Origin of the sequence: Syntrophus aciditrophicus SB (genome assembly GCF_000013405.1) — a bacterium.
Classification (GTDB): domain Bacteria; phylum Desulfobacterota; class Syntrophia; order Syntrophales; family Syntrophaceae; genus Syntrophus; species Syntrophus aciditrophicus.
On sequence record NC_007759.1, the window covers coordinates 2756121 to 2769489 of the forward strand.

General features: G+C 50.9%; 10 protein-coding genes. 3 read left to right on the forward strand and 7 right to left on the reverse strand.

All coding sequences use genetic code 11. The features are described 5' to 3' along the window. Positions 1-15: 15 nt before the first annotated feature. From cas8c to SYN_RS15480, 6 genes are all read right to left on the reverse strand, one after another. Positions 16-1941: a type I-C CRISPR-associated protein Cas8c/Csd1 gene (gene cas8c, locus SYN_RS12920; protein ID WP_011418638.1), complete on the reverse strand. Its 1926-nt coding sequence runs from the start codon at positions 1939-1941 to the stop codon at positions 16-18. After that, positions 1938-2708, reverse strand: coding sequence for a type I-C CRISPR-associated protein Cas5c (gene cas5c / locus SYN_RS12925; RefSeq protein WP_011418639.1), 771 nt, complete (start codon positions 2706-2708; stop codon positions 1938-1940). Before cas5c ends, cas8c begins: the two co-directional genes overlap by 4 nt. Beyond that, positions 2701-5157, reverse strand: coding sequence for a CRISPR-associated helicase/endonuclease Cas3 (locus SYN_RS12930; protein WP_041585115.1), 2457 nt, complete (start codon positions 5155-5157; stop codon positions 2701-2703). The genes cas5c and SYN_RS12930 overlap by 8 nt, the downstream gene beginning before the upstream one ends. A gap of 69 nt (positions 5158-5226) precedes the next feature. Continuing rightward, entirely contained in the window at positions 5227-5493 is a 267-nt protein-coding gene (locus tag SYN_RS17120; protein WP_011418641.1) for an exonuclease domain-containing protein, read from the reverse strand. Between the two features lie 19 nt (positions 5494-5512). Further along, positions 5513-6757, reverse strand: a complete 1245-nt coding sequence (locus tag SYN_RS12940; RefSeq protein WP_237671296.1) for an IS256 family transposase — start codon at positions 6755-6757, stop codon at positions 5513-5515. Positions 6758-6920: 163 nt separating this feature from the next. Beyond that, a complete protein-coding gene (locus tag SYN_RS15480) occupies positions 6921-7886 on the reverse strand; it encodes a helix-turn-helix transcriptional regulator (RefSeq protein ID WP_049749996.1) in 966 nt (321 codons plus the stop codon). Between the two features lie 427 nt (positions 7887-8313). Between SYN_RS15480 and SYN_RS12950 the strand changes: the two genes are divergently transcribed. Next, the gene (locus SYN_RS12950; protein ID WP_041585753.1) at positions 8314-8850 is read left to right on the forward strand and encodes an archaemetzincin family Zn-dependent metalloprotease; all 537 of its coding nucleotides are present in this window, start codon (positions 8314-8316) and stop codon (positions 8848-8850) included. 24 nt (positions 8851-8874) lie between these two features. Here SYN_RS12950 and SYN_RS12955 read toward each other — a convergent pair whose 3' ends face one another. Then, the gene (locus tag SYN_RS12955) at positions 8875-10233 is read right to left on the reverse strand and encodes an MBL fold metallo-hydrolase (protein ID WP_041585117.1); all 1359 of its coding nucleotides are present in this window, start codon (positions 10231-10233) and stop codon (positions 8875-8877) included. 311 nt (positions 10234-10544) lie between these two features. On the opposite strand from SYN_RS12955, the gene SYN_RS12960 reads away from it, so the two are divergent. Further along, positions 10545-10745 carry a heavy-metal-associated domain-containing protein gene (locus tag SYN_RS12960; RefSeq protein WP_041585118.1) on the forward strand — a complete coding sequence of 67 codons (201 nt, stop codon included), beginning with the start codon at positions 10545-10547 and terminating at the stop codon, positions 10743-10745. Continuing rightward, positions 10735-13215, forward strand: coding sequence for a heavy metal translocating P-type ATPase (locus SYN_RS12965; RefSeq protein WP_011418648.1), 2481 nt, complete (start codon positions 10735-10737; stop codon positions 13213-13215). The genes SYN_RS12960 and SYN_RS12965 overlap by 11 nt, the downstream gene beginning before the upstream one ends. Positions 13216-13369: the final 154 nt, after the last annotated feature.

Here is a 13369-nt window from a genome sequence, read left to right on the forward strand (position 1 = left end):
CTCCTTTTGTCTTTATTATTCTTCGAAATCCGCTTCCTGATTTTCCACATCGTCAGCCGATTTTAATATCCATTGACCTTTCTCCCGCTTATGATCACGGAACCATTGTCTTTGACAGTGATAACCAAGCAAGTATTCGCCTGTAAGTCTCGTGTCAGTAATGTAATTGGCAGATAGAATTTTAGAATGAATTGCATCAAGCAGCTCTTCATAGCCATCAAGCAAGCCAGGATACTTTGCACGTATCCTATCCTTGTATGGCTTTAGAGCTTCCTCAATATTTTTCCATGTTGAAAACGGTCTGTCAGAAAAACGCTGCATAAGCCGCGATGCTGTAGTTCCCCTCTTTTCGTTAGCAAGTCGTAGAGCCCGCCACTCAATTTGATCCGCCAACGCGAGCAATCGGCCATAAAGGTAATCCCGCGAAGTTCTTTCTTCTTCAAGAGCCATGCTGTACCTCCTATCGTTGTAAAATCCTTTAAATAATGAGCATGCTATGCCAAGACATTTTTCGAACTCCCATGGTTCGAGACCGGCCCGGTTCGAAACGCGGCGGACACTCTGCTCAATAAGATCACGAGGAACCGGTCTACCATCAACTATCGAAGGCAGTAAACGCTCCACGGTGGCATTGAGAAGCTTGATGTCAACCCTTAATTCCGAGTTTTCACCAATTCTTTTAGCATATGAACACCATGCGATATCTTTTGGGGACGGAGCCCCTAAAAATCTTTTATCCCTACCGTAATTTTGAAACCAAGAAAAATCAGAATGCCATTTCTCTATACGTTCAAGGAATTCAGAACCGGTTAATTCCCGATAATAGGTAATTGCCATGCGTCCCGGTGTAGCGGAATCCAAGCCCATTACGACGATGTCTTCCGTGTCGGAAATATTGGCCTTGTACCCGGCAAGTTTTTTATTAAAGCGAAGCGCGAAAGATTGCCCGACATCTCCATCTTGCGGGGTCGCGGTATCGTTTATTTTGAATTCATCACCAAGAAAATCCAAGGAGTTGGCACATGGATCAGGGATAGGCTTACATCTAACGGCCCACGTCACAAAACATCTCACAAATTCATCTTCAATTTTATGGTATTTTTGCCTTGCAATGAGCCATCTTAAAGCATTGTGTGCTTTTTGACTTTCAACATATCCGACGGTACAAGCCTGCTTTCCCGAATCATTTTTCACGTCAGTAAAACGTCCCCGAAAAGTGAATCCTTCTAAATCATTTGATGAAAGGAGTTTTGCTCCATCATCTGGCGTTCGCAAAAAGCGATGATGTCCTTTTGCAATGCGGACACTTGCCCCTGAAAGCATGCACAGTGATTGATTTTCTTTATTGGGCATATTTTGACTTGCATCGAAATTAATCCATGATTCAATCAGGCTTTCGTCTTCCCATGTCCCCGAGTGAGGTTTCCCTGACTCTTCAATACACCACCTGACAAACACCTTTTTATCTTCTACAGGCGTTTTCTTCCCTTTTGGATTTACAGTTTTAAAAGGCAGCAAGTTATTTTTACAAAGAACCGTATATAACTTCCCATCATTCTTGAGATAATTCCGAACAGCCTTAACTTTTGGGTGTGAGAATTCTTCAGATTCCGCCCACTGGTCCATTAATTCAATAAATTCCTTGAATCTTTTTTCTTTTCTGTTGGGAAGATCGGCAGCACAATAGCTTAATTCCTCACAAAGAGGATGTGGTGCGTCATTGCTCGTTCGATTTGCTGAAGATTCAGTTACGGGAATAATTGTTAAGGATTCATCGAAACTTAAAGCACGGATTCGTCTGAAATCGCCCTTACTTCCAAGTGTAACTTCAACATGAGCCTTTTTTGCCACGTGGGAAACTGGCCAGGGCCGATCAGGACCACTTAATTGCATTTTGCCAATTTCCACACTAGTTTCATACAGCTTCTCTATCCAACTCATTCCAACACCCCCAGCTCCTCAGTTTCCACATCAACCGATTTGATATTTTCGGTGCCAAAGGTCTTTGGGACCATCTCTCGCACAAATTTCTTAAGCTCTGGCTTACAATTTTCCGGTCTTTCAAAAGTCAGCACCCCTTTTTTTAGCTTCGGATACCAGAACCGGGCATACAGGTTATTTATTCCTGTTTCATCTGGATAATCAAAACCATGAAACATCAACCCATAACCGATTTCATCAATCGCATCATAAGCTCCTTCACCTTCACCGAAGATACATGGCTCCACATATCCCTGACAGTCGCGGGTACCTAGGAAGACGTCCTGCCGCCCACCCAACTCAAGCATCCGCTTGGCGATGGCAAAGTGCTTGCCGTCAACTCGATCTTTTTCCAATAATTTATTGCACTTATTCCATTCAAAATGAGCCCGGACCTGATATTCCACACCATGCTTCCTATTTACATCTTTTTCATTTTCATCAAATCCTGTTAGAAATGTGTAGATCGCAAGTGTGTTTCTACCGTTGTACTCAAGAGGCTTTGTTCCTTTGGTCTGCGTGCGAATCCGCCTTATCACCCGTACCGCATCAATCACCCAGATGATCGTAGGTTTCCAATAGATCGATTTACAGACACCCTTCAGAGCTTCATAGGTCGGCACATGGTAAGAACACTTCTCACCGCCGATTTTGGTAAGTGGATCAGTAAAAAGTGCAAACCGCCCCCATAGCTTGAATTCAATAGTGTTTTTTGCCGTTTCATGCATTCAGAAAAACCTCCTTATTGATTATATCCATGGAAATTCCAAATGTTTCACTGTAATACCTGTCATCAAGGTAGAATATCTGCGTGTCTTCCTGTACTCGATACAGGGCATCCTGCACTGCCAGTTTTTCAAATTCGTATGGAAACAGATTTACGGAATATTGCTGCGCTTTTTTAATAAGCGCGTATTGCTTATCCACTTCAAAGGCGGCACAAAGCTGATTTACCAATTCTTTCCCTTCATCGCCATAGCGGACAAGAACACTTCGTGTTGGGGCATCAATCGATTTAAACAGTTTTGCCGCGGTCATAAAGGATTGACGAAGGAATATTTCCGGTAGAATTTTTTGAACTCGTCCGTATTCGCTTACGACATTGCTATTGGAGGAAAGTAGGTTCAAAAGGGAATCATTGCGACCTGCATAAACAGGATAATCCATGGCATCTTTTCGTTCATAAAAGTAATTTTGATAGTACCATTCGAGCATCTTGGGACCGATGACATCGCTGTCATATTTCGATGGATTATCTCTGTAATCATCAAGAACGCGATTTGACTTTTCTTTGCCGACAGCTATGTCCTTCAGAAACTCAAGGTTCTCCTCAGCCGGATTCACGATAAACACACTGCCAAGTTCCGAACTGCCGTGGCGATTACACCGTCCCGCCGCTTGGGTAATGGAATCGAGTCCGGCGAGCATTCTGATAACTGACCGAAAATCTATGTTGACGCCTGCTTCAATCAGCTGTGTGCTGATACATAGAACAGGTTCTTTCTCCGCAAGTTTCCGGTGTATAGCTTTTAGAGTTTTCTTCCGATGAGTAGGACACATCCCCGTGCTCAGATGAAATGCTTCAAAGTCGGGATTTTGCACTTCCTCAAAAATCAGCCGGGCAGCCTTCTTTATATTGACCACGACGAGGCAGCTGCCGTCCTTCTTGACCTGCTCAATGGCAAGCGCGGCTATCTCCGGATAACTCCAACCAGCAGATTTGCGATAGTCATGAACATAAACCCGTTTCAAATCAGCAAAGAGTTTGTCAACATCCGGCATAAGCTCATTCTCTTCCGTCAGCTTGAGAGTACCTTTCTTTACATCGACTGAACCCAAAAGTGGCTGGGTGGCCGTGCAGAGAACAACGGTGCTTCCACACTGATTAACCAGGAAATTTATGACGTTGTTAAACATATGGACGCATTTTATTGGCAGTGTTTGAATTTCGTCGAATACAATCACGGCTTTTGCGAGCTGGTGCATGCGCCTTGCACCACGGGTACCAGCTCCGAACACAGTTTCCAGGAATTGAACCATCGTAGTGAAGACAACCGGCGCATCCCAATTTTCTGTTATAAGTTTTTCTTTCCAGCTCTGCACATCCGCTCCGATGTTCGAATGGTGTTCGAGAACAATCTTACCGGCATCTTCGGGGCACTCTTTCGGTTCAAGGATTTCCCGCACATCCTGAGCATTTTGATCGATAATTGTCGTGAATGGAATGACATAGATGATTCTATCCATACTATGCTCTTTTGCATGATGTAACGCGAAACGAAGACTAGCGAGGGTCTTCCCCCCGCCGGTCGGCACTGTAAGAGTAAACAATCCCTCTGGACGCTTCGCGGCACGAAGACAATGTTCCGATACTTCTTTGCGGATTTTATCCACATGGTTTTTGGTCACAAAAGTCTTGTATTTGCTTTCTATCCGCTCAATCAAAGTATCCCACGAACGATACATCCCCTGTTGACGATGCTGTACGCTTTTTGACCTTTCTGAATCCGCCGTATCCTGTCGATCGGCATCGATAAGCGTGCTGAAGAGAATCCTCGTCAGTAAACCCAATTGAAATTGGATAACTGTTGAAAAAGGATTCTTATCTGGAGAGGAAAGCAAGATTTCCCGGCACATTTCTTCAAAAGGTTTCGTGAACAATGTGTCTGCAAGAATCCCATCTATCCGTTCAAGGATGCAATGATCAGCATTAGTGGCGCATTCCTCAAGATGCGTTTTATGGTCATTCTTCGACAGCCGTTTCGAATAGGAATCCCAAGTCCCGTCATTATCGGTGGTCAAACAATTGATTAGCCCCGAGTGATGTGAAACCAGGCAAAGGGAAAGAAATTGCCCGAGCAGCTTATGTGCATTGGAGGAACCATTCTTGCGGCCAAGAAACTGGGCGCCGGCAGTAGAATGGTCGATCTTGCCTTTTTTTACTGTCGGATCTTCAAAATCTTCGTCTTCGTCTGGATTAAACTGTGGGTCATTCTTCCTGATTGCATCTTTAATGTACTTTTGAAATTCACTGCTGTATTTCCCAAAATCATGCAGAAGTCCCATCAGTTCTCCGTAATTTCCCATGCTGATTTTTTCGGCATGCGCTTTAGCCAGTTCAGCAACTCCCCAAAGATGCTCTTCTAATGTTTGTCCAGCATGTGCAATATTTTCCATTATTGTTGTCTTTCGATAATTTTCTATGTTGTCTACATCACCTTTTGCCAAATATTTTCGTTAAATTTTCTATATTTGTAAGTTAAGCTCAATTATTCTGGAAGTGCAACGTTGGATCAGGATAAGATTTTGAAATTTAGAACTAATTTCATTATTTTTAAGTGCCACTGCACCGATTTTAATGATGCAGTGGCCCCGCTTCGGGATAAGCCCCGTGGTTTCGATGTCCAGAACAACGATACGTTGATCCGATTCTTTCCGAATTATCGGCTTCCCATGCAATTTCAAGAAATTTTCCTCATTGTGATATCGGATAACAGAGTTTTCAATTTTCATACTATTTTATGCGGTACTGTCAATTTTTTTGTGTGAAATTTTCATAGGCCAGCTCTTTGAAGAAAGGCAGGTTCTTGCGCACTTTTCCTACGGGATTCGACCTCCAATGCAATTCCATTTTTAAAGATATGTAGGCCAGGATGCGATAGCATGCTGTTTCTCCAGCCACAATTTCCATGACCTTGGTCCGACGTCGAAACTCTTTGTTTAACCGTTCGATGATGTTTGTTGTTCTTAACGAAATCCATTCCTCGGAAGGAAAATTGAAAAAGGTTAAACAGGCGTCGATGCTGCGCTTCAGGCATTCAACTGCTGACGGAAGCGTCTTTTCCCATCTTTTTATAAAGGCTTCAAAACATGCCCATGCCGTCTCCCGTGAAGGTGCATAGAAGATGGAACGCAGATCATTCGCCACATCCTTTTTGAACTTTTTCGATACCTTGGCCAGGACATTCCGGGCTACATGGACTTGGCAACGCTGTGTTTTCGCCTGCGGAAACTCTTCTCTGAAAACGGCCTCCAAACCCGGCAATCCATCCATTATCCCCAAGGTGACGTTTCCTCCTTTCATTCCACGGGATTTCAAGTCTTTGAAAAACTCCCGCCAGGAGGTTGCAGATTCTTTGTCCCCGGCCTGGAGACTCAGTACCAGTTTCTGCCCGGTCTCCGTCACACCGATGGCCACCAAGACTGGAATACTCTCGATGGTTCTTCCCATACGCATATGGAAGTGGACGCCATCAATAAACAGGTACTTGACCGGTTCCTCTGATAAATCCCGCCGACGCCACGTTTCGACGGCCTCATTGAGATCGCTGCTTGCGCTGCTGATTTCCGCCGGAGAAATCTTCCGTCCTATAAGCCTCTCGGATAGCATGGACAGGGTCCTGGTGCTGACGCCGGCTAGAAATAAAATGCTGAAGTCCCTGGCCACCTCCTCTTCATACTGTTTGCTCCGAGGAATAACGGTTGTCTTGAACTCACCGTTACGATCCCTGGGAATATCCACATGGACTTCACCAATCCCTTTGAGGGTAAAACCACGGCCATAGGAACCATTGCGATGATTTGCTCTCTTTCCCTCCACCCGGACATACGGCTCTCTTCCCAGATAATGGGTCAACTCCGCATTCATCATCTCTGTAAGATAGTTGCCAACAACCTCTCTGATATCCAAGCGAATCATCTCAAACAATTTCCCCGGCTGCTCTTGAATCTCCTTGAATATATCCGTAATCTCAGATACCGTTACTTCCAGTTTCATGGCGCTTTCTCCTTTCATTCAGGTTTGTGGGGACAAACCCTTGTAAAGGAAAAGCGCCTTTTTTACTACCCTTCACCGGCACCTGAAATTTCACACAAAATGTTTTACACTACCATTTTATGCTCACAGCCCATCATCATGACTGTCTCATTGCTCTTCCAGATCAACCACTCCCGCTTCCCCTCCCATACATCCCCGCCATCTTCTCCACTTCGCATTTCGCCTTCTCCCGGAGCCAGGCCGGTTCAAGGATTTCCGCGCCGGCGCCCCAGCGGAAGGCCCACCAGAGAACCTCGCGGGGTTCGGCGACCTGCACCTCGAAGCGGATGAATCCGCCATTTTCTATAGTGACGACCTGGCTGTGATGCCAGAGGGTTTCTTCGATATAGGGCCGGATGTGGGCGGTGAAACGCACCACGACCCTCTGGGTTGTCGTTCCCCCGAACACGGAAAAGGCATTCCGGTAACGTTTACCGAAGTCGTAATCATCGGGAATGGAAAATCGAATGGGAGTGAAGGCAATGTCTCTGATCCGGTTCAGTCGGAACATCCGGACATCCCGGCGAAGGCAGGCATAGCCCTCCACATAGAGGGAGCGGTCCTGAAAAAAGAGATGATAGGGGTCCAGTTCTTCCCGTTCAGGTTGCGAATCCAGGGGTTTTTTGTACGTGAGGATAATGCGGCGTTTTTCGAAAATGGCCATACTGATCTTGTTCATGACCTCTTTCCGGCAGCCGTACCCTTCCCTCAGTACCAGATCATTGAAGAGGGAAACCGCCGTTTCCCTTATGGGGTCGGACAAACCGGCAGCCAGTTTGCGGGCGGCGTTAAGAACCTCAAAGCTGAGGCTATAATCTCCCGAAGCCGACAACTGCCGGGCAGCCATCAACAGAGCCCAACGCTCGCTCAACGTGAGGTTTTCAACGGGGCAATAGGCAACCCGGGAAATGACGAACCGTCGCCGGCGGCGGTCCCAGGAAAATTCGAATCCGAGTTCCGCGAGCGCCGCCTTGTCCTTGTAAAACTGCGCCCTGCTGATCCGGTGGATCTTAACGAGCTGCTCCACCGTGAGATAGGGTTCGCTTTTGATGTTCGAAATGAGCCGGATCAACCGGTGGGATTTTTTCAATCGTGATTTCATTATTAAAGTATCAACTTTCGCAGGAATAAGAGAATGGCAATGACAATGAGCACAGGAACTGCGAAGAGATACAGGACAAAATCCGTATTATCAAGCCCTTTTAACTGCTCCGCCTACAGCTGGGTAGACCGAGGCGGCAAAGCTATCTCAGGTATCTCAGGCGGATTGAAAGAAAGGTAAGGATCGAGGGCAGGCTGAAAATCAGTGCGCGATGGCGGAATTCGGCTGCTCTGCTTGAAACGCCACGCACTTTATTCTATGATGATTTAAGAGGGATATCGGTGGGAGACACTTCCCCTGTGTCAGGCCGGCCTGAGTCGGAGACGGGTTATGCCGAGCAGAACGACTGCTTTCAGGCCGTACACTGGATCCCGGAATCATGGTCATCGGCGCTCAGCCGTGGAGGGAGATAAAGATGATGGAGAACATTCTGCTGATTCCCATAGGCGCTGTCGATTCGGGCATTCTCGATTCGACGGCCGGCGCGTTACGGGAAATCTTCGGTTGCGAAGCCATGTCAGGAAAATCGCAGCCTGTCCCACCCGAAACATACGATGCGCGGAGACGCCAATACGCGTCCCACAGAATTCTGAAAATTCTGGAGCCCCTGAAACCGGACAGGCACACAATCCTCCTTGGGGTGATCGATTTGGATCTTTATGTTCCGCAACTCAACTTTGTCTTCGGGGAGGCGGATCCGGCGGCGGGTGTCGCGATCATCGCCCTGCCCCGTCTTCGGCAGGAGTTCTATGGCCTCAAACCCGACAGGGTGATTTTCCTCCTGCGCGCGGCAAAAGAGGCGATCCACGAACTGGGGCATCTCCAGGGCCTCGACCATTGCCCCGATCCCGGATGCGTCATGCATTTCTCGAACAGTCTCAGGGACACGGATGTGAAAGAGGCGCGTTTCTGTGCCGCATGCAGGGAAAGCCTCATGAAGCCGGGATCATGACGGATTCGGAATGGCGTTTCGAAATCAGACAATCTTACAGGTGGTGGAATTCCAGCCTATGAGTCCACCCAGAACGACCGCCATGTTTTCCCACCCGGCCCGTTCCAGCAGACTGGCGGCGATCATGGAACGCAGGTCGCTGGCGCAGAAGATATAAACAGTCCCGTCTTTCGGCACTTCGTCCATGCGCCCCGGCAGCAGGGTAAGATGAATATTGAGGGCGCCGGATATGGCCCCATAGGTCTCCCGTTCTTCTTCGCTGCGGACATCAAGAATATATGCCTTCTCTCCCGCGTCCAGGAGCCTGCACAGATCGGTAACCGGAACCATCCGCACCGTCCGGTTCTCGTATCCCGCCGTGTGCCAGGACAGCATTCCACCGGCCAGATACCCTGCCGGACATTCATAGCCCATTCGGATCAGATAGCGGACAACCGGGCTCAGATCATCGCAATCGTGTATGAGAAGAAGAGGCCGGTCATAGGGAAGAAACCAGCCGGCATATCCCGGAAGGCCGCCCAGCCAGATCGAAAGCGCGCCGGGCACGTGGGCCGCCCCGAAACCGAGCTCCATGCGGGTATCCACGACGAGGGACGATTCGAGCCGGGAGGCGAAGGCTGCCGCCGTCAGGGGTGTCGGGACAGGAAGAGCCCCCAGCAGAGGCGGGCCTTCGAGGTTCAGCCGTTCCATCTCCCGGAAATAAGGAGCGTATTCCAGCTTCCGCGCCACACCCCGGATGAAGGCGTCGCGGTCGGGAAACTGAAGTTTCGGATTATAGCGGCGCTCCAGGCCGATCGTGGTCCAGAGACGGTCCGAAATGTCGCCCGCGCAGACGGACCCCGCGCCATGACCCGCACAGACGATCACCTCATCGCCCAGAGGCAGGAGACGGCGGTGCAGGGTATCATACAGGAGCCAGGCCATCTTCTTCATCCGGTCTTCCCCGAGAAAATCCACCCGTCCCACATCCCCGGCAAAGAGGGCGTCTCCCGTAAAAACCATCCAGGGATTGCCGTCGGCGTCGTAGAGCAGGTAACTCATGCTGCCCGGAGTATGACCCGGCGAATGAATCGCTTCCAGTTTCAACCGGCCGATTTTCCAGGTCTGCCCATCCCCGACCGCTTCTCCGTATTGATAATCCCACTGGCCGTCGGCATGCCAGATCTCCGCCCCGGTACGGGCCGCCAGTTCCACCGAACCCAGGACAAAATCCTCGTGCCGGTGAGTCTCCAGGACGGCAACAATACGATACCCCTGAAATGTCGCCGCTTCCAGATAGACATCGATGTCACGGCGCGGATCGATCACCACGGCCTCGCGACTGTCGCCGACCAGATAGGAATACTGGGCCAGTCCTTCAGATTCGATTCGCTGAAAAAGCATGGACAACCTCCTTGATGAGAAAACCGGGACCATCACCCGGGCGAAAACGACCAGGTATGATCTGCAAACGCTTTGTTCAAAATGGGCATGACCGCACAATTCAAGGTGGATTATAGATTAAAGTCAGAGGTAGTTGCCAGAAAAAAGTAGCGGAGAAAAAGTGACCGACGGTGCTTTCCGCTCCTCTTCAATCCGTTGCATCCTCCCTGTTCCTGTGGTAAAAATAGCAATGATTTCCTGTTCTTTTTATCTTCACTTTTCTCTATGCGATCCATGAAATATGGGTAAGGAGAAACGAAAGGAGCCACGTCATGAAGAAGATCAAGATTTCGGGCATGAGCTGCAATCACTGCGTGATGGCGGTCACCAGGGCGTTGCACGGCATCGAGGGGATCAGGGATGTCTCGGTTGATCTGAAGACCGGTGAAGCGACCTTCGAGGAAACGATCCCTGTGGATCCGGAAATCATCCGAAAGAGAATCTCTGAAGCGGGGTACGAAGTTGTCGGATAAGGCGATCCTTCATATCTCGGGGATGACCTGCGCTTCCTGTGTGCGCCGCGTGGAGGAGGGACTGCGGGAAATGGCCGGCGTGGAGAAGGCCGCGGTCAATTTCGCCACCGAGCAGGCCGTCGTGGACTTCGATCCCGCTGCGGTCAAGCCTGAGCAGCTCGGTAAAAAGGTCCGGGAACTGGGGTACGAGGTCGTCAGGATCGATCAGCCCGTTTCCGGGGGGCTGGATAAAACGACGATCTCCGTCGGCGGAATGACCTGCGCCGCCTGCGTGCGCCGCGTGGAGAACGCCCTGAAAACCGTCGGCGGCGTGAAGGATGTGTCGGTCAATCTGGCTACAGCCCGGGCCACCGTTCTCCATGAACAAACCTGGAATGGCGTGGCGGGCCTGAAGCAGGCCGTCACCGATCAGGGCTACGAATTTCTCGGCGTTCTCGACGAGCTTCAGGAAGACCCCATCGCCGCCGCCCGAATCCGGGAAATCCGGGACCTGAGACTCCGGTTTACCGTGGGGGCCGTCCTCAGCGTCATCATCTTCATGGGCTCCATGCAGCACTGGTTTCCCTTTCTCCATGCCATCCCGCCGCGCCCCCTGCAAATGGTTCTCTTTGTTCTCACTGCCCCTGTCGTCTTCTGGGTGGGCAGCCGCTTTTTTGTCGGCGCGCTCAAGGCGGCCCGGCAGAAGACCAGCGACATGAACACCCTCGTGGCCATCGGCGCGTTATCCGCCTATCTCTATTCCGCCCTGGCCACCTTTTTTCCCCGGTTCTTTGCCGAAGCGGGCATTATGCCTCATGTCTACTATGACGGGGCGGCGGTCATCGTAACCCTGATCCTCCTCGGGCGGCTGCTGGAAGCGGGGGCCAAGGGCCGGACTTCCCAGGCGATCCGGCGGCTCGTCGGGCTCAAACCGAAGACCGCCCGCGTCGTGCGCGACGGCCGGGAACAGGACATCCCCGTGGAGGAACTGCTCAAAGGCGATCTCATCGTGGTCCGGCCGGGGGAAAAGATCCCCACGGACGGCATCGTCCGGTCCGGCGCTTCTGCAGTGGACGAATCCATGCTGACGGGGGAAAGCGTGCCAGTCAACAAGGAGCCGGGCAACGAGGTTTTCGGCGCCACGTTGAACCGGAGCGGGAGTTTCACCTTCGAAGCGACGAAGATCGGGGCGGAAACGGCCCTGGCCCAGATCATCCGGCTGGTGGAAGAGGCCCAGGGTTCTAAGGCCCCCATTCAGAGGCTGGCTGACCGTGTGGCGGCGGTCTTTGTCCCCACCGTTCTGGCCATCGGGTTGGTGACCTTTATCGTCTGGTATTTCTTCATCCCCGAACCTGTTTTCAGCCGCGCCCTTCTGAATTTCGTCTCCGTTCTGGTCATTGCCTGTCCCTGCGCCCTCGGACTGGCCACTCCTACGGCGGTCATGGTGGGAACGGGTCTGGGGGCGGAACACGGCATCCTGATCAAGGGCGGAGAAAGTCTGGAAAAGGCCTATCGGCTGACTATCGTGGTTTTTGACAAGACGGGCACCCTGACCCGGGGGGAGCCGGAGGTGACGGATATCGTTCCGGCGGAGGGATTCACACCGCAAAATGTCCTTCAAACGGCGCTTTCCATCGAATCCCTGTCAGAGCATCCCCTGGCCCAGGCCATCGTGAAACGGGGAAAAGCGGAGGGACTGTCTCCCCTGCCCGTGGAAAACTTTGAAGCGCTGTCCGGATTGGGAACGAGGGCAAAAATTGCAGGCAGATCCTGCCTGCTGGGAAATCCCCGTCTTATGGTCCAGGAAGGCATGGCCCTGCAGGGGTTGGATCGGCAGGCTGCCGACCTCGCCGGCCAGGGAAAGACCTGCGTTCTGGTCGCCGAAGAGGGGCTGGTCATTGGCCTGATTGCCCTGTCCGATGTGCCGCGGGAATCGGCCGGAGCGGCCATCGCCGCTCTCAAGGTTGCGGGGCTCCGGGTGGCCATGATCACCGGCGACAACGCCAGCACCGGTCAGGCGATCGCACGGCAGCTGGAGATCGATCAGGTTCTGGCGGAGGTGCTGCCCGGCGACAAGGCCAGAGAAATCCGGCGTCTGCAGCAGGAGGGACAGATCGTGGCCATGGTCGGCGACGGCATCAACGACGCGCCGGCCCTGACGGCGGCGGATATCGGCATCGCCATCGGCGCCGGAACGGATGTAGCCATCGAGGCCAGCGACATCACCCTGATGACCGGCGATCTCCAGGCCGTTCCCCGGGCCATCCGACTTTCTTTCGAAACCATGAAGGTCATCCGTCAGAACCTCTTCTGGGCCTTCATTTACAACATCATCGGCATTCCCATCGCTGCCGGGGTGCTCTACCCCTTCTTCGGCATCCTGCTTAATCCGGAGTTCGCCGCAGCCGCCATGGCTCTGAGTTCTGTCTCCGTCGTCAGTAATTCTCTGCGTCTCCGCCACACGGGGTTAAAGAAAGATAAAAACGGATAATTTATGTATTTTTCTCATTTTCTGTTTTATATTAGCCTGTCTCTTTTTTAAAAACCGGTTTTCCGGTTTTTCCTTTTCTCCCATGCCCTTAAACCAGCGGGAGGAAAAGATGAATCGCCCGCTTATTGTTTATTGTTCTCTGCAACCTGATAAC